At 54.4% G+C, this 16,807-nt stretch carries 12 protein-coding genes and 1 pseudogene; 8 read left to right on the forward strand and 5 right to left on the reverse strand.

Features of this window, described 5'->3' with window-relative positions:
- The first annotated feature begins 13 nt into the window (after positions 1–13).
- The 6 genes from putA to M2Q46_RS01425 all read left to right on the forward strand — a co-directional run bounded on the left by putA (position 14) and on the right by M2Q46_RS01425 (position 8,805).
- Positions 14–3,787: a trifunctional transcriptional regulator/proline dehydrogenase/L-glutamate gamma-semialdehyde dehydrogenase gene (gene putA, locus M2Q46_RS01400; protein ID WP_302356430.1), complete on the forward strand. Its 3,774-nt coding sequence runs from the start codon at positions 14–16 to the stop codon at positions 3,785–3,787.
- Between the two features lie 129 nt (positions 3,788–3,916).
- Positions 3,917–5,074, forward strand: a complete 1,158-nt coding sequence (locus M2Q46_RS01405) for a branched-chain amino acid ABC transporter substrate-binding protein (protein WP_009455707.1) — start codon at positions 3,917–3,919, stop codon at positions 5,072–5,074.
- A gap of 128 nt (positions 5,075–5,202) precedes the next feature.
- Positions 5,203–6,135, forward strand: coding sequence for a branched-chain amino acid ABC transporter permease (locus tag M2Q46_RS01410; protein WP_021446749.1), 933 nt, complete (start codon positions 5,203–5,205; stop codon positions 6,133–6,135).
- Positions 6,132–7,238, forward strand: coding sequence for an ABC transporter ATP-binding protein (locus tag M2Q46_RS01415; protein WP_021446748.1), 1,107 nt, complete (start codon positions 6,132–6,134; stop codon positions 7,236–7,238). The genes M2Q46_RS01410 and M2Q46_RS01415 overlap by 4 nt, the downstream gene beginning before the upstream one ends.
- On the forward strand, positions 7,235–8,071 hold the full coding sequence (locus M2Q46_RS01420) for an ABC transporter ATP-binding protein (RefSeq protein ID WP_302356433.1): 837 nt from the start codon (positions 7,235–7,237) through the stop codon (positions 8,069–8,071). Before M2Q46_RS01415 ends, M2Q46_RS01420 begins: the two co-directional genes overlap by 4 nt.
- Positions 8,068–8,805, forward strand: a complete 738-nt coding sequence (locus M2Q46_RS01425; RefSeq protein WP_021446747.1) for an ABC transporter ATP-binding protein — start codon at positions 8,068–8,070, stop codon at positions 8,803–8,805. The genes M2Q46_RS01420 and M2Q46_RS01425 overlap by 4 nt, the downstream gene beginning before the upstream one ends.
- A 310-nt stretch (positions 8,806–9,115) precedes the next feature.
- Here M2Q46_RS01425 and M2Q46_RS01430 read toward each other — a convergent pair whose 3' ends face one another.
- Positions 9,116–11,167 carry a hypothetical protein gene (locus tag M2Q46_RS01430; protein WP_302356435.1) on the reverse strand — a complete coding sequence of 684 codons (2,052 nt, stop codon included), beginning with the start codon at positions 11,165–11,167 and terminating at the stop codon, positions 9,116–9,118.
- Between the two features lie 706 nt (positions 11,168–11,873).
- On the opposite strand from M2Q46_RS01430, the pseudogene M2Q46_RS01435 reads away from it, so the two are divergent.
- Together M2Q46_RS01435 and M2Q46_RS01440 are read left to right on the forward strand one after the other, a co-directional pair.
- Positions 11,874–12,617 (forward strand): annotated as a pseudogene (locus M2Q46_RS01435) (SDR family oxidoreductase).
- 32 nt (positions 12,618–12,649) lie between these two features.
- A complete protein-coding gene (locus M2Q46_RS01440; protein ID WP_302356437.1) occupies positions 12,650–13,294 on the forward strand; it encodes a DJ-1/PfpI family protein in 645 nt (214 codons plus the stop codon).
- A 118-nt stretch (positions 13,295–13,412) separates the two neighbouring features.
- On the opposite strand, the gene rlmF is transcribed toward M2Q46_RS01440, so the two are convergent.
- The 4 genes from rlmF to lspA all read right to left on the reverse strand — a co-directional run bounded on the left by rlmF (position 13,413) and on the right by lspA (position 16,802).
- Entirely contained in the window at positions 13,413–14,408 is a 996-nt protein-coding gene (rlmF, locus tag M2Q46_RS01445) for a 23S rRNA (adenine(1618)-N(6))-methyltransferase RlmF (RefSeq protein ID WP_302356439.1), read from the reverse strand.
- A gap of 135 nt (positions 14,409–14,543) precedes the next feature.
- Complete coding sequence (gene dut / locus M2Q46_RS01450) at positions 14,544–15,005, reverse strand: dUTP diphosphatase (protein WP_035268160.1); 462 nt, start codon at positions 15,003–15,005, stop codon at positions 14,544–14,546.
- 73 nt (positions 15,006–15,078) lie between these two features.
- On the reverse strand, positions 15,079–16,263 hold the full coding sequence (gene coaBC / locus M2Q46_RS01455) for a bifunctional phosphopantothenoylcysteine decarboxylase/phosphopantothenate--cysteine ligase CoaBC (RefSeq protein WP_203144858.1): 1,185 nt from the start codon (positions 16,261–16,263) through the stop codon (positions 15,079–15,081).
- A gap of 20 nt (positions 16,264–16,283) precedes the next feature.
- A complete protein-coding gene (gene lspA, locus M2Q46_RS01460) occupies positions 16,284–16,802 on the reverse strand; it encodes a signal peptidase II (protein ID WP_302357038.1) in 519 nt (172 codons plus the stop codon).
- Positions 16,803–16,807 lie beyond the last annotated feature (5 nt).

The raw sequence follows: 16,807 nt of genomic DNA on the forward strand, positions 1-16,807 counted from the left end.
CGGGATATGAAGCATGGCGAGCACAACCTTAGGGATTAAAGTCGATATAGAACTGCGCGAGCGGCTGCGGCGTGCGGCGGATCAGTTGCAGTGCACCCCGCATTGGCTGCATAAGCAGGCCTTGCTGTCCTATATCGAAGGAATCGAGCGTGGTGTGTTGCCTAGCGAATTGGCGCTGCTAAGCGGGGGTGACTCCGAAGCTGCCGAAGAAGGTGTACTCATGCCTTCCATCCCGTTTTACGGTTTTGCGCAGGATGTGCAACCGCAAAGTGTGTTGCGCGCTGCCATTACCGCCGCCTACCGCCGTCCAGAAACCGACTGTCTACCCTTGCTGTTAAGTGCAGCGCGCTCTTCTCAAAGTGCGCGTGCCCAGGAGTTGGCCGCTCGTCTGGTTAAAGCCTTGCGCGCCAAGCGCCGTGGCGGCGGCGTAGAAGGCTTGATCCAGGAATTCTCCTTGTCCAGCCAGGAAGGCGTTGCCCTGATGTGTCTGGCAGAGGCCTTGCTGCGTATCCCTGACCGCGCGACACGCGATGCCTTGATTCGCGACAAAATCAGCCACGGCGACTGGCGTGCACACATGGGTGAGTCCCCCTCGCTATTTGTGAATGCCGCCACCTGGGGCCTGATGCTGACGGGGCGCCTGGTCAGTGTAAATAGTGAAAAGAATTTGTCCTCCGCCTTGACCCGCATGATTGGCAAGGGTGGCGAGCCCTTGATCCGCAAAGGCGTGGACGTTGCCATGCGCATGATGGGCGAACAGTTCGTGACTGGCCAAACCATTGCTTCAGCACTGGCCAATAGCCGCAAGTTTGAGGAGCAGGGCTTCCGTTATTCCTACGACATGTTGGGTGAGGCCGCGACGACAGCGGAAGACGCGCAACGTTACTACCAGGCTTACGAGCAGGCCATCCACGCGATTGGTCGTGCCAGCCAGGGGCGTGGGATTTACGAAGGCCCCGGCATTTCCATCAAGCTGTCCGCGCTGCACCCACGCTACAGCCGTTCCCAGCGTGATCGCGTCATGCGGGAGTTGTTCCCGCGCTTGTTGTCCTTGGCACAACTGGCGCATCACTACGATGTGGGCCTGAATATTGACGCCGAAGAAGCAGACCGCCTGGAAGTGTCCCTGGATCTGCTGGACAAGCTGTGCTTTGATCCGTCTTTGGCAGGTTGGAACGGCATTGGTTTTGTGGTGCAGGCCTATCAAAAGCGCGCGCCTTTTGTCATTGATTATCTGATTGATCTGGCCCGTCGCAGCGGTCACCGCTTGATGCTGCGCCTGGTGAAAGGCGCGTACTGGGATTCGGAAATCAAACGTGCTCAGGTTGATGGTCTGGAAGACTATCCCGTCTACACGCGCAAAGTACACACGGACGTGTCTTACCTGGCTTGCGCTCGCAAGCTTTTGCAGGCCCCAGAAGCCGTCTACCCGCAGTTTGCGACACACAATGCGCAAACCCTGGCTGCTATTTATGTGATGGCTGGCCAGAACTACTACACCGGCCAATATGAGTTCCAGTGCCTGCACGGCATGGGCGAGGACCTGTACGACGAGGTAGTCGGCCCGATCAAGGACGGCAAGCTGAACCGTCCTTGCCGTATCTATGCACCCGTTGGTTCTCACGAAACCTTGCTGGCGTATCTGGTGCGTCGTCTCCTGGAAAACGGTGCCAACACCTCTTTCGTGAATCAAATTGGCGATGCCGATGTGAACATGGAGCAGCTGATTGCCGACCCCGTGGCTCAGGCCCTGAGCCTGCAACCCTTGGGTCGACCCCATGACAAGATTCCGTTGCCGCGCCAGTTGTACTGGGAGGCGGAGCAGCGCTTGAACTCGGCTGGCCTGGATTTAAGCAACGAGCACCGCCTGGGTTCTTTGGCCGCCACCTTGATGCAAACCGCTGCCTTGCCACGTCAGGCTCAGCCTATCCTGGGGCAGGGCAATCCGGTCTGGGACGAGTCCAAGGCAACGATTGTGCGTAATCCAGCCAATCATCAGGACGTAGTGGGGCAGGTCATGTTTGCCACTGCACAGGATGTGGAGCAGGCTTTGGACGCCGCCAGCCACTATGCACCGATCTGGCAGGCTACGCCGGTAGAAGAGCGTGCCGCTGCCCTGCAGCAAGCCGCCCAACTGCTTGAAGATAATATGCAGGACTTGATGGGCCTGCTGGTGCGTGAAGCTGGCAAGTCCTATGCGAATGCGATTGCCGAAGTGCGTGAAGCCGTGGACTTCCTGCGTTATTACGCCGGACAGGTTCTGCGCGACTTTGATAATGACGAATATCGTCCCGTCGGTGTGGTGCTGTGTATCAGCCCCTGGAACTTCCCCTTGGCTATTTTCCTGGGTCAGGTCTCGGCGGCTCTGGCTGCAGGCAACGTCGTCCTGGCCAAGCCTGCTGAACAAACCTGCCTGATTGCGGCGGCCGCCGTCGAGCTGCTGCACAAGGCAGGGATTGCTCCCGGTGCCTTGCAGCTCCTGCCTGGTGATGGCCCATCCGTGGGCGCGCCTTTGGCGGCCAGTGAGAAGGTTAATGCTGTGATGTTTACCGGCTCGACCGCCGTTGCCATGGGCTTGAATCGTCAATTGGCTAAACGCCTGACGGCAGACGGTCAGGCCGTCCCGCTGATTGCAGAAACTGGTGGCTTGAATGCCATGGTGGTCGACAGCTCGGCCTTGCCTGAGCAGGTGGTGTTTGATGTGCTGAATTCTGCTTTCGACTCGGCCGGTCAGCGTTGTTCCGCCTTGCGGCTGCTGTGCATTCAGGAAGATGTGGCCGAGCGTGTGCTGAACATGCTCAACGGTGCCATGCAGGAGCTGAGCGTGGGCAATCCCGACCTGCTCAGCACGGATGTAGGTCCGGTGATTGATGAAGAAGCCCGCTCCGGTATCGAAGAGCACATCAGCGCCATGCGCGAGGCTGGTTTCCGTATCACGCAAAGTGAACAAAGCCGCAGCCTGACAGGTACCTTTGTCTTGCCGACCATTATCGAGATCGAGCAGGTCAAGGACCTGGAACGCGAAATTTTCGGCCCCGTTCTGCACGTGATGCGTTTCAAGCGTAGCGAGCTGGATAGCCTGATCAATCAGATCAACGAACGTGGTTACGGACTGACCTTTGGCGTTCACACCCGTCTGGATGAAACCGTGGAGCGTGTCGTTTCCCGCATTCACGCCGGCAACGTCTATGTGAATCGCAATATGGTGGGCGCGGTGGTGGGTGTACAGCCTTTCGGTGGTGAGGGCTTGTCGGGTACAGGCCCCAAAGCAGGCGGCCCCTTGTACTTGCGCCGACTGCTTAGCCGTTGCCCGCAGAACCTGCCTTTGCAAGCTTGGCAGGAGCAGGGCGCGGTCTTGCCTGGTCCGACGGGCGAGTCCAATATTTATCAGTTGCACCCACGAGGTCGCGTTCTGTGCATGCCTGTCAGCGTGCACGGCTGGCAAGCTCAGCGCGAGGCCTGCGCACGCAGCGGCAATCAGGCCATCCTACTGGACCGTTTGGGTCTGGGAGGCTGGCAGGACGCGCCTGCCGAGCAAATTGCCATGTCCGATTTGGGTGAGGCAGATTATGATGCTGTTTTGTTTGAAGGCGACAGCGACGAACTCCGGCACGTACTGGGACAAGTGGCTGAACGCCGCGGACCCATTGTTGGGGTTCAAGGGCTGTTGACGCAGGAATTGGAGGGGGGCGCGACTTACCTCATCGAGCGTTTGTTGCGCGAAGTCTCGGTCAGTACCAATACAGCGGCAGCTGGGGGCAATGCCAGTTTGATGATGGTCGGTTGACATCAGATGGCACCCATTTCTATGCACACGTTTGGTCGCACATTTCACCTGGAGCGGCGGCCCTGCGTTCATTCTCACGGCACGGGCCGACATGTAGCGCGGCTATATTAAAAAACGAAGGAGAACAATATGCAGTCCATCACGAGCTTTAAATTGGCCTTGGTTTCGACCGCGGTTTTTGGTGCATTGGCAGCCAGTCCTGCTTTTGCCGCTGACAAGGTAATCAAGCTGGGTTTTTCCGCCCCCTTGACCGGCCCGCAGGCTCACTACGGTGAAGACATGCGCAATGGCCTGGTGCTGGCTCTGGAAGAGGCCAACGCCCAGAAAATTGAAATTGATGGCGCAACCGCCCGTTTTGAACTGGTGGCCAAGGATGACCAGGCTGACCCGCGTACGGCGGTTCAGGTGGCTCAGCAAATTGTGGACGACGGTGTTGATGGCGTATTGGGCCACTTCAACTCGGGCACCACGATTCCTGCTTCGCGTGTGTACAACGACGCGGGCATCCCCCAGATCGCCATGGCAACCTCGCCTGAGTACACCCAGCAAGGTTACGACAACACCTTCCGCATGATGACCAGCGACACCCAGCAAGGTGCCGCTGTGGGTCAGTTCATCGTCAAGGATCTGGCAGCCAAGAAAGTAGCCCTGATCGACGATCGTACCGCTTACGGCCAAGGTCTGACTGACCAGGTTGCCCGTGCGGTAGAAAAAGCAGGTGGTCAGATTGTGGCCCGTGAATACACCACGGACAAAGCCAATGACTTCACCTCCATTCTGACCAACATCAAGTCCAAGGCACCCGATGCCATCTTCTTTGGTGGTCTGGATGCGCAGTCCGGCCCGATGAAGCGTCAAATGCAGACGCTGGACATCAAGGCCCCGCTGGTTTCGGGCGAAATGACGCGCAGCGACACCTTCCTGCGTCTGGCCGGTGCAGCCGCTGACGGCACCTACGCCTCCCTGGCAGGTGTTCCTCTGTCCACCATGGCGGCTGGCGAGAAGTTTGCCAAGGACTACCAGGCACGCTTCAAGGCGGAACCCGGTGTTTACGCTCCGTATGCCTACGACGGCGCCTGGAACATGATCACCGCCATGAAGGAAGCCGGTTCTTCCAAGGCAGAAGACTACCTGCCCAAACTGGCCGCATTGAAACGCAACGGCGCCACCAGCAGCAACATTGCCTACGACCAGAACGGCGATCTGAAAGAAATCGCCGTCACCATCTACGAAGTTAAAGATGGCAAGTGGACGATGGTTAAAACCATGGTCAGCCAGGCTAACTAAGCATCTCTGATCCTGCAGTTTGAGCCCTTCGGGGCTCATCTTTACCGTGGCCTGTGTTTGGCAGGCCCACGCTCCCTGTTCTATCGCCGTGCGCCGGGGCAGGGAGCAATGACCACGAGTCCCAATCTATGGAAATCCTGATACAACAACTAATAAATGGCCTGACCGTGGGCAGTGTCTACGCCTTGGTGGCGCTGGGCTACACCATGGTGTATGGAATTATTGGCCTGATTAATTTTGCGCATGGTGATGTAGTCATGGTTGGGGCGATGCTGGCCACGACAGTGGTGTTATCGCTGGTCGGCGCGGACCCGGCAGGCCTGTCCGCCTGGTTGATGGTGGGGCTGGCCCTTTTGGCCGCTATCCCCGTCTGCATGGGCATAGGCTGGACTGCCGAGCGTTATGCGTATCGTCCCTTGCGTCGTGCGCCTCGTCTGGCCGCCTTGATTACCGCCATTGGTGTGTCTTTTATTGTGCAGAACCTGGCCATGATGATCTGGGGGCGCAATTACCTGAGCTTCCCGCACATTATTGAACCCATGGTGTTCCAGCTGGGTGACGCGCGCATCAGCTTGCTGCAAATTCTGATTATCGGTGGTGCCGCTGCGATCATGTCTGGCCTGATGGTACTGGTGCACCGCACCCGTCTGGGCACCGCCATGCGTGCAACCGCCCAGAACCGCGAAGTAGCTGGCTTGATGGGGGTGAATATCAATACCGTGATTTCCGCCGCTTTTGTCATTGGCTCGGCCCTGGCTGCCGTCGCAGGCGTGATGATCGTGACTTACTACGGCGTTGCCCAATACACGATGGGCTTCATGCTGGGTCTCAAAGCATTTACCGCCGCCGTTCTGGGGGGCATTGGTAATTTGGGTGGTGCCATGCTGGGTGGCTTGTTGCTGGGCTTGATAGAAGCTCTGGGAGCAGGCTATATCGGCGACCTGACCAATGGGGTTTTTGGCAGTAACTATCAGGATGTGTTCTCTTTTATCGTGCTGATCTTGGTGCTGATTTTCCGTCCCTCGGGCCTGTTGGGTGAACGTGTGGGAGATCGCGCATGAGTCTGAATCAAACATTAAGTGGCGCTGGCTCCAAGCAGCGCCCCGCAACGCCCGCCAAAGTCTGGGTCGGTGCGCTGCTGATTGGTGTGGTGCTGGCTATTCTGCCCTTCGTGCTGGGTATGGCGGGGCAAAGCTGGATCCGCACCCTGAACTTTGCCTTGCTGTACGTGATGCTGGCCCTGGGCCTGAACATCGTGGTGGGTTTTGCCGGTCTGCTGGACTTGGGCTATATCGCTTTCTATGCCGTAGGGGCTTATGTCTGGGCTATGTTGGCATCGCCGCATTTTGGTCTGCACCTGCCGTTCTGGATGGTGCTGCCAGCCGGTATCGCTCTGGCTGCCGTATTCGGTGTGCTGCTAGGCTTTCCGGTCCTGCGTTTGCGGGGCGACTATCTGGCCATTGTGACCCTGGGTTTCGGTGAAATTATCCGCATCTTCATGAACAACCTGGATGCGCCGGTCAACATCACCAACGGTCCGCAAGGGATCAACCGGGTCGATACCTTCAAGATTGGCGACTTCATCTTCGGCAAGGCGGAAACTCTTTTTGGCATACGAATAACCGGGCCAGAAAAGTACTATTACCTGCTCCTGCTGATCACACTGCTGATTGTGTTCATCTGCGTGCGTCTGCAGCACTCCCGCATTGGGCGCGCCTGGGAAGCGATCCGCGAAGATGAAATCGCTGCCAAGGCCATGGGCATCAATACCCGTAATGTCAAACTGCTGGCCTTTGCCATGGGTGCAACTTTTGGTGGTGTGGCTGGGGGCTTGTTTGCTTCCATGCAAGGCTTCGTCAGCCCGGAGAGTTTCAGCCTGACCGAATCCATCTCCGTGCTGTGCATGGTGGTGCTGGGTGGCATGGGCCATATCCCCGGTGTGATCGTGGGTGCCTTGCTGCTATCTGTCTTCCCCGAACTGCTGCGCTCCGTCGTCGTACCTCTGCAGCAAAGCGTGTTTGGTGACGTGATTCTGGACCCGGATGGCATTCGTATGCTGTTGTTCGGCTTTGCCCTGGTACTGGTCATGATTTATCGCCCTGAAGGCCTGTGGCCCTCGGCAGTGCGCCGTCGTGAACGCAAAATGAAGCAGGTGCAAGCATGAGTTTGAGCATGAACCAACAAGTAAAAGACGGCGAGGTGCTGTTGCAGGCAGAAGGCTTGTCCAAACGCTTCGGCGGTTTGCAGGCCTTGTCTGAAGTCAGCTTCAGCATCCGAAAAGGCGATATCTACGGTCTGATCGGCCCGAACGGCGCGGGTAAAACCACGCTGTTCAACGTGATGACAGGCTTGTACATCCCCGAGTCGGGTCGTTGCACCTTTGCAGGCCGCAACCTGACTGATTGCAAACCCCATCAAATCGCTGAATCCGGTTTCGCGCGTACCTTCCAGAACATCCGCTTGTTCGGCAGCCTGTCTGCCCTGGAAAACGTCATGATTGGCCGCCACGTCCGCACCCATGCAGGCGTGCTGGGGGCGGTGCTGCGTAACCGCGCTACCCGTCAGGAAGAAGAACAGATCGAGGCCCGCGCCTACGAGCTGCTGGATTACGTAGGCATTGCCCAGCACGCTAATGAGATTGCTCGGTCCTTGTCTTACGGTGACCAGCGTCGCCTGGAAATCGCCCGTGCATTGGCAACCGATCCTATGCTCTTGGCTCTGGACGAACCCGCTGCCGGTATGAACCCATCTGAGACAGTAGTCCTGCGCCAGCTGATAGAAAAAATCCGTGGCGACGGCATTACCGTCCTGCTGATCGAACACGACATGAAGCTGGTCATGGGCCTGTGTGATCGAGTTCTGGTGCTGGAATACGGCAAAGTCCTGGCCGAAGGCAAACCCGCCGAAGTCCAACATAACCCACGCGTGATCGAAGCCTATCTGGGCGCAGGTGCAGCCAAAGAGCTGGGCATTACCGTTGAAGAGGAAAAGGCATGAGCACAGAACCGTTGATGCTGGATATTCGGGGTCTGGATGTAGCTTATGGCGGCATCCGGGCGGTACGTGGCCTGGACCTGCGAGTGGGCAAGGGCGAGCTGGTTTGCTTGATCGGTGCGAACGGCGCCGGTAAAAGTACCACGTTGAGAGCCATCACAGGCCTTGTGCCTGCCGCTGCAGGACAGATAGAACACCAAGGTGAAAGCATCGTCGGCCTGCCATCGCACCAGTTGGTGAGACGCGGCGTGGTCATGGTGCCGGAAGGGCGGGGGATTTTTCCGCAACTGACGATCGAAGAAAATCTGGCCATGGGAGCGTATACCCGCAAGGACCACCACGAAGTGCGGCAGGATATCGAGCGTATCTATACCCTGTTTCCGCGTCTGGCTGAGCGTAAGAAGCAGTCGGCTGGGACTTTGTCGGGCGGGGAACAGCAGATGGTGGCAATGGGACGGGCCATGATTTCCCGGCCTTCTTTGCTGCTGCTGGATGAGCCGTCTATGGGCTTGGCGCCGATTATGGTCGAACGGATTTTTGAACTGATCCAGACGATTGCGAAGGAAGGCGTGACGATTTTGTTGATTGAGCAGAATGCGCGTTTGGCTTTAGAGCTGGGAGATCGGGGATATGTGATGGAGTCGGGGCGGATTATCCTGGAAGGCCCGGCTGCGCAATTACTGCACGATCCGAAGGTGAGGGCGGCGTATCTGGGGGAAGAGGATTTTGCTGCGTGAATGAGTTTCGATAAAAAGCCAATCAGCTGTAGGCTGATTGGCTTTTTGTTTCTAACCATAAGTCTTGTAAGTAGTCTAGATTAATGTATTTGCGTCTGCTTTCGACCTTGAAGAGACATTATATATTTTCCCGGGTCAACACTCTCAGAAGGTACATTTTTCCATCCCTATGTATCTCAAAGGAAAAACAATACGTCCCCACGAAACTCCGTCCAAGATCTGCTTTACTTAAGGAAATTGAGGCGCTAAATCATCTCGCGACCAAACGAAAGGAGATTTCGGATCGAGAAAACTTGAGGTGCTCATTAAATCACTGAACTTGCTCACGTCCTTTCGTAAAGTCGCCGATCTGTCGACGTGCGCGATCACAAGCGTCCCGGACTTTTCTTCGAATCACATATTCAGGTTGTCCTTCATTTTGCTGCCGAACCTCCTCCGCGAGATGCAATATTTCTGTGGGAACTACTTGTGATATATCGAGGTCGAGCAGGACAGGTAGGAGTTGCTCATCGGACCGCGTCAGAAAACTCTTATTTGGACCAAACGACATATTTTGAACTAGGAAGTCAAGGGACATTAAAGGGGAGGAAGGCGGCTGCTCAAACTCGGTTGCCAGCGAGTCCCGGATTGACCAAGCTGTGCTGTCGATCGTTAACCACCAGTGCTGATAGCCAAGTTCACTGGATTTTTCATGTTTCCTTCTCTCGATGATGCCTAGGTAGCTGACCACATCATTGCGAATCAAAATATCGACGGTATCAGAGTCTCCGTTCATGTGGCTGCTGTTTCGCCGCGTCTCATGAGCGTCTCGCCATAGTCTATCTACAGCAAACCGGAGTTGCTCGTCCGCGCGCTCGTAGTCACTGGTAAGTTCGTCATATTTGATGCCATAGTCGTGTTCTAGAAACTCCTGGATATCGAGCTCTGGTCGCTCGTACCCTCTAAATCGCGTAACCCATTCAGCGAATTGTGATGGATTGCGCCCCTCCTGGATATATTTACTATATAGATAGGGAATTCTTCCTTGCCATTGAGCGCCCGATGCTGCGCATTTTATGGAAATACGGATATGGTTGATAACTTCATCTACTGCTGATTTGCAGACAAAAACCTCCACTCCACACGCAATTAAATTCTTAACAACTGTTGAAAATCTCGTGTCGATTTTGTCCAAGCTGAGTTGATCCGCTAAAAGCGGCAGTATTAATGTAGTGTCAAGCCAGATTTTCCCAAACGAAAATATTTTTTTGGTGGCTTTTTGAACATCTGGTGTTTCTCTAAGAAACGCGAACAGTGTATATGTATCGGAAAGCGTCTTAAGGTGTTTACGCACAGCCTCATTTTGAGACTTTATGGTTTGGTCCAGTGCAGCTTCAATGATGCTGGGAAACTTCGCTAGTTGTTCTTTTACAGATTTTTCAGAGTTTGAAAGTTTCTCTAGAATCAGACTGCGGACAAGATCTTGATCTAGTTTATGTACGGTACCTCTTAAAACAGATGCAGCGAAATTTTCTCCCGATTTTAAAAGTGCTAAATCAAGTATTTGCTTTGTAAGCTTACCAAGGTAGGCGATAGTCGAGTCTGAAAGATCACTAGCAAAACCGCCTACACATGCAGCAATTTCGCGGTCGAGCGCTCTCTCTTGTAGGTCTTGGTGGGCCAGCTTTTCTGACAGACGTTGATGCTCTTCGAACGCGAGATGAAAGCTATCTTCTTTTTCTCGATGCTTGATAATGTTTTTATCCAGCCTTTTCAGTGCAGAGTCGGCGTATTTTGCAATTGAATCAATCGGCTGAGAAGGAAGATAAGAATGGATAGCGGAGTGTATAGCCGCACGCAACATTCTATTTTCTGAATTGGTTTTACGAAGGGCCGATCGAACTAACGCCTCATACGACAGTTTCGTCAAGCCTTTGTCAGTATTGGTGTCTTCCCACTGCATCGCTAAATATACAAGAGCAGCTTTGGCTTCTTGATCGGATAATGCGCTGCGCTTAGTTGTAATAACCTGTTGTCCTTCGAGGTAGGGGCGACCAACCCGTTCAAAAAATTCTTCTGCACCACTTATTTTGAGATTGTCGATATCGAATCTGTCCAGAAACCAGTTCTTATCTCGAATGTCAAGAAAAATTCCATTATTTAATAGTTCGCTTTTTATTTTATCGCCTTTCGCTCCAATTTCCTGATTTGTTAAATAGATTAATATTTTCACATCGGGAAAACTGTTTTTTAGCTGTTTCTCTGTATTCTTTATTTTCGTATTCCATCCGACCGTCACAGAGTATTGCGCACAAATATTGATTTCGCCGTCTGGACTGCGGAGCTCCGAGTCCCGTCCGCCGTCTCCAGAAGGGGAAGCCATAGTGCGCATAGATGCATGTTCACTGGCGAGGAACTTTGAGCATAGGATCTCAAAATGAGCCCAATCCGACGGTTTGGCTTGGTCAAGTGCTAGTTCGAATTGACTGCGATTCATAGGCGTTAATAGTAAAAAATAGAAACTAAGAAACCGTGCTGTACATGACCTCAAGCAGAGCTGCCTTCAGAGTGTAGCCACTGGATCGGGATGTAAAGACAGAGCATGCAAAATTAGTTGCAGCCTCAAGAGAAGACTGTTTGTGATTTAGACCGAAGTGTCGAATGGCGGGTTTTGACTGAAATCAGAGATAATATTAACCGATAACAAAAAATATGTCTCGATATTAATAAATAGAAAGCTAGGTTTCTCGGTAAGGTTATTTAATAGGCCATTAATTTCAGGAAGACTTTAAATTTTAAAAAAATATGAGGAGAGTTTTAAATCCTTGATGGTGTTAGATAGTGTTTTATTTTTTTATATAAGGTTATGCTGGCTTATGAGTTGGTTAAATATATGTAGTGTAAATAGTAGTGATGGGTTTTGGGCGGACTCTGGATGACTGTAAGTCTTCATCATGGCATCTCTGGATGCCACCGATAGGTCGCTATGTAGTGAGTAGCCTGCTTGTACTATCTAAAAAGATAGTGGGTCGTGATGTTGTTTCTATGCGAACGACTTCGTTTTAAAGACCCGTCAAAGAGAGCAAAAAATTGATTTAGGAATTATCGGGCGACGTGCCTTGATTTGTGTTGTGTCGAGTGGTCTAGGGCTAGTCTGTGTGCAGGCACTACCAACTGAAGGCGTGCAAGTCACCCTGGTATCTCGCAGCGAACACAAGTTGCAAGAAGCGGCCAAGCAGGTTGAAGCCTCTACCGGTATTTAAGGTAATTGGATAGCCGCCAATCTTTCTCAGGCTACAGACAGACAAGCCGTAGCCGCCGCGTGCTCAGACATCGACATTCTGGTGACCAACGCGGGTGGGCCTCCGTCTATGCCTTTTGCTCAGTTGGAGACCACTCACTCGCAAGCCGCACTGGAGCAAAACTTCCTGGCAGCAGTCGAGTTAATTCAGGCTGTATTGCCAGGCATGGTGAGCCGAGGTTTTGGCCGCATCGTTAACATCACTTCAGTTTCCGTTCGCTCGCCTGTGACCAACCTTGAGTTGTCTACCGTTGCCCGCATGGCTTTGACTGGATTTGTCGCTAGTGTGTCTCGCGAAGTGGCCTAGCATAACGTAGCGATTAACAACTTATTGCCCGGCACCATCATGACGGATCGCTTGCGGGAGCTGGGGCCTGTGGCAGAGACGTTGATTGCCTCAGTACCAGCATGGCGAACTGGAACACCTACCGAATTTGGTGCTGCATGTGCCTTCTTGTGCAGCGAGGCCGCAGGTTTTATCGTTGGGCAGAATTTATCTATTGATGGTGGTTTGGTACGAGCTACGATCTAAGTTATTAAGTTTTAACCATGAAGGGGCACACCATGAGCGGTAAGGCAGCATCGGCTACATCCAACAGCACAGCAGCGAACACAACAAAAAAACAAATCGGCATGGTGCTGTTTGACCAGTTTGAAACTCTCGATGTATTCGGGCCTGTTGAAATGTGGGGCGGGATGCCGGATTACGAGATGGTCATGGTGTCTCAGCAGGGAGGGCTGGTTCGCTCGTCGCAGGGGATAGAGACACAGGCCGCTTATAGTTTCGAAACGGCTCCGCAGTTCGACATTCTGATGGTTCCCGGCGGTATGGGAACGCGTAGTGAAATCAACAATCCAGCCTTACTGGCCTTCATTCAGAAGCAGGACAAGGCAACGCAGTGGACGGTATCGGTTTGTACGGGGGCAGCTTTATTGGCCAAGGCGGGTGTTCTGAGGCAGCGGCGGGCTACGTCCAACAAGCTGGCTTTTGATTTTGCGGTGGCTCAGGATGGGGATGTGCTTTGGCAAAAGCAGGCCCGCTGGGTGTTTGATGGCAAGTACGTCACATCCTCGGGGGTATCGGCGGGGACGGATATGGCGTTGGCCCTGGTCGAGAAGCTCTATAACCGTGAGCAAGCCGAAATCGTCGCGCATTGGACCGAGTACGTCTGGAACAGTGATCCGACGATTGATCCGTTTGCGCACTAAAGCTGGGGGTTGCTGGGCGTAGTTGTTGGGTGAAAGGTTTAGGAGTCGGGGTCTTGGCGTCGTTAGCTGATTGCAGCTAATGCCATCAGCGTATCGAGCATCCCGACTTGATACGCGCCTACTTCCAGCGCTCCTTGCGCCAAGCCTCTTGTGCCGCAGCGTCCAGAAAGGTCCAGGCTACAAAGCGGCTTTGCTTTTGTCCTTGCGTCATTTCTACGGTTTTGACCTTAATCGCCTTGGCCTTCTTTAAGGCATTCAACACACCGGGTACATTCGACGCTTTGGACACCAAGGTGCTGAACCAAAGCACTTGCTCGCCTACCGCCACGCTTTCTTCGATCATGTGGCGGATGAAAAGCGCCTCACCGCCTTCGCACCAGAGCTCCGTATTCTGCCCACCAAAGTTCAGCACAGGAGCATTGTGCTTGGGTGCAGCCTTGCCCAAACCACGCCATTTACGTTGACTGCCGCTTTCAGCCTCTTCCTGCGACGAATGGAAGGGCGGGTTGCACAGCGTCAGGTCAAAGTAATCATTCGCGCCTAGCAGGCCCTTGAAAATATGTCTGGGGGATTTCTGCTGACGTAACTTGATTGCAGCCGACAAGCCCGGGTTCGCGTGAATAATGGTTCGTGCAGAAGTCAGCGCATCAGCGTCTATGTCGGACCCTAGAAACTGCCAGCCATATTCGGTATGAGCAATCAATGGGTAGATCGTATTTGCGCCCACGCCAATATCCAGGACGCGTACTGCCTCACCACGGGGAATGGCTCCCTTATTGCTGTTGGCCAGCAAATCGGCCAGGTAGTGCACGTAATCGGCCCGGCCCGGAATAGGAGGGCAAAGGTAATCGGCAGGAATATCCCAATGCGCTATGCCGTAAAAGCTCTTGAGCAGGGCGCGATTCAGAGTTTTGACGGCATTCGGATCTGCGAAGTTGATGCTTTGATCACCGTACGGATTCAAGAAAACGAAAGTAGCCAGTTCGGGCGTTTCTTTGATGAGAGCGTCAAAGTCGTAACGGCCCTGATGGCGGTTGCGTGGGTGGAGCTGGGCCGCCGTTTTATTTGAAGTAGGTAATTCGGCGTTGGAATTACCTGTTTTTGGAGAGGGCATTGGAATCCGAAATTGGCCTGGGTAAGTCTGAATCGTGGTGCTGGGACGTTTTTAAAGCAAAGCATTAGGATTAAAGAAGGAGCGATGCTTACTGTACCAAGACACCCAGCATCGCATCCTTTCCTAGCTTTAGACTTAGTTCTTGCCCGTGCTACCAAAGCCACCCGTACCGCGCTCGGTCTCGGTAGAGAACTCATTCACAAATTGCAGTGCCACTTGTACCACAGGTTGGAACATCAGCTGAGCAATACGCTCGCCGGGCTGGATCACGTAATCCTGATCGCTGTCATTGGCCAGAATCACGCCAATCTCGCCGTGGTAGTCGGCATCAATCACGCCAATGCCTTGGGCAACACGCACACCGTGTTTCAGGGACAGGCCCGAACGCGAGGCGACGATGGCGACCAGGCCAGGGTCCATCATATTGATGGCCAAGCCGGTTTTAACCAGCGTACGGCCGCCAGCGGGCAGGGTAACGGCTTCGCTCAGGCAGGCGCGCAGGTCCATGGCGGCGGAGCCATCCGTGGCGTAGCTGGGGGCTTCGATGCTCGTGCCCAACAAGTCATTGACGATGCGAGCTTCAATACGGCGGTGCATAGACGGTATCCTGAAAAAAAAGAGGCAGCGCACCTGCTTTAGCGCTGCCCGTCATCATAAAAGAGAAAAGGGATTAGAGCCGCTGGGCGATGTCTTGCACCAGCTGGCGTGCGGCCAGCAGTTTATCCTGAGCAGGCCATTGCATATGGCCTTGCTCGTCAAACAGCACCAGTTCGGTGTCGTCGGCGTTCATGGCGCGCTGGGCCAGGTTGGCAACCAGCAAAGGCACATTTTTACGCTGACGTTTGGCTTGGGCGTGCTCGATCAAGTTGTCGGTCTCGGCGGCAAAGCCTACACAGAAAGGACCGTTCGTCAGTGCGGCAACCTCGGCCAGAATGTCGGGGTTGGGGCTGAATTGCAGGTCTGGCGTGGCTTGTTCGGAGGTCTTTTTGATCTTGATGTCGCTGGCATTGCTGACGTACCAGTCTGCTACCGCTGCAACGCTGATGAAGATATCAGCATCATCCACCTGGGACATCACGGTGGCGTGCATTTGACGGGCAGTTTCCACGTTGATGCGACGCACCTGGTAGGGCGTTTCCAGTGCAACGGGGCCGGAGACCAGAGTCACTTGGGCACCCGCTTCCTGGGCTGCACGGGCAATGGCATAACCCATCTTGCCGGAGGAGCGGTTGCTGATGACGCGCACTGGGTCAATCGGCTCGCTGGTCGGGCCAGCGGTGATCAGGACGCGTTTGCCTGCCAGCAGTTTGGGCTGAAAGAATGACGTCAGTTCTGCCAGCAATTGGGCAGGCTCCAGCATGCGGCCATCGCCGGTTTCACCACAGGCTTGGTCGCCACTGCCGGGGCCAAGAATGTGTACACCATCGCGGCGCAGTTGTTCGACATTGCGTTGGGTGGCCGGGTGCAGCCACATTTCCCGGTTCATGGCTGGGGCGATCAACAGGGGGCAATGGCCACGAGCAATACACAAGGTGCTGAGCAAGTCGTCGGCCAGACCGTTGGCCAGCTTGGCCATGAAGTTGGTGCTGGCTGGGGCGATCAGGATGGCGTCCGCATCCCGGCTCAGCTGGATGTGGGCCATATTGTTGGGAACACGCGCATCCCACAGGTCGGTGTAGACGGTACGGCCAGATAAGGCCTGGAAGGTGACCGGGCTGATGAAGCGCGTGGCCGATTCAGTCATGACCACATCAATCCGGGCACCCTGGTCCTGGCTGCGACGCAAGAGTTCGGCGGTTTTATAAGCAGCGATGCCGCCGGTGATGCCAAACACCAGTTTTTTATTGCTAAGCATAGGACATGATCCTTACAGACTCAGGAGCGCTGTCGTTTGTTGCGGCGCATGCGCATGAACTCGTCCAGCACCAACAGGGCAGCGCCGCAGCTGATGGCGACGTCGGCAATATTGAAGGCCGGAAAGTAGGATTGATTCCAGTAGAACAGCAGAAAATCTACCACGTGCCCGTGCATCAGGCGATCCACCACGTTGCCGATGGCACCGCCCAGAATCAGGCTTAGCGACAGGCAAAACAAGGGTTGCTTGGCCGAGCGGCGCAGCATGGTCACGATAAAGACCGTGGCAACGGCTGCGATGCCGACAAAGAACCAGCGCTGCCAACCCTGACCACCGGCCAGAAAGCTGAACGCCGCGCCGGGGTTGTAGAGCAGGGTGAAATCAAAAAAGGGCAGGATATTCCAACGTTCCTGATAGAACAGGTTGCTGTCGAAATACTGTTTGGTCCATTGGTCCAGGCCGACAATAAAGGCGGCCAGACCAATCCAGGCCCAGAACTGCCGCGAGGGCAGTCGGACCTGGCCGGGAGAAGGGGCCATGTCCT

Source organism: Alcaligenes sp. YSL9 (genome assembly GCF_030515105.1).
Lineage (GTDB): Bacteria > Pseudomonadota > Gammaproteobacteria > Burkholderiales > Burkholderiaceae_B > Alcaligenes > Alcaligenes phenolicus.

Bases quoted from the DNA above. Each gene is read 5' to 3' on its own strand.
- M2Q46_RS01420 (WP_302356433.1), top strand. From the start codon at position 7,235: ATGAGTTTGAGCATGAACCAACAAGTAAAAGACGGCGAGGTGCTGTTG.
- coaBC (WP_203144858.1), bottom strand. From the start codon at position 16,263: ATGCTTAGCAATAAAAAACTGGTGTTTGGCATCACCGGCGGCATCGCT.
- M2Q46_RS01425 (WP_021446747.1), top strand. From the start codon at position 8,068: ATGAGCACAGAACCGTTGATGCTGGATATTCGGGGTCTGGATGTAGCT.
- M2Q46_RS01415 (WP_021446748.1), top strand. From the start codon at position 6,132: ATGAGTCTGAATCAAACATTAAGTGGCGCTGGCTCCAAGCAGCGCCCC.
- M2Q46_RS01410 (WP_021446749.1), top strand. From the start codon at position 5,203: ATGGAAATCCTGATACAACAACTAATAAATGGCCTGACCGTGGGCAGT.
- M2Q46_RS01430 (WP_302356435.1), bottom strand. From the start codon at position 11,167: ATGGCTTCCCCTTCTGGAGACGGCGGACGGGACTCGGAGCTCCGCAGT.
- rlmF (WP_302356439.1), bottom strand. From the start codon at position 14,408: ATGCCCTCTCCAAAAACAGGTAATTCCAACGCCGAATTACCTACTTCA.
- putA (WP_302356430.1), top strand. From the start codon at position 14: ATGGCGAGCACAACCTTAGGGATTAAAGTCGATATAGAACTGCGCGAG.
- lspA (WP_302357038.1), bottom strand. From the start codon at position 16,802: ATGGCCCCTTCTCCCGGCCAGGTCCGACTGCCCTCGCGGCAGTTCTGG.
- M2Q46_RS01440 (WP_302356437.1), top strand. From the start codon at position 12,650: ATGAGCGGTAAGGCAGCATCGGCTACATCCAACAGCACAGCAGCGAAC.
- M2Q46_RS01405 (WP_009455707.1), top strand. From the start codon at position 3,917: ATGCAGTCCATCACGAGCTTTAAATTGGCCTTGGTTTCGACCGCGGTT.
- dut (WP_035268160.1), bottom strand. From the start codon at position 15,005: ATGCACCGCCGTATTGAAGCTCGCATCGTCAATGACTTGTTGGGCACG.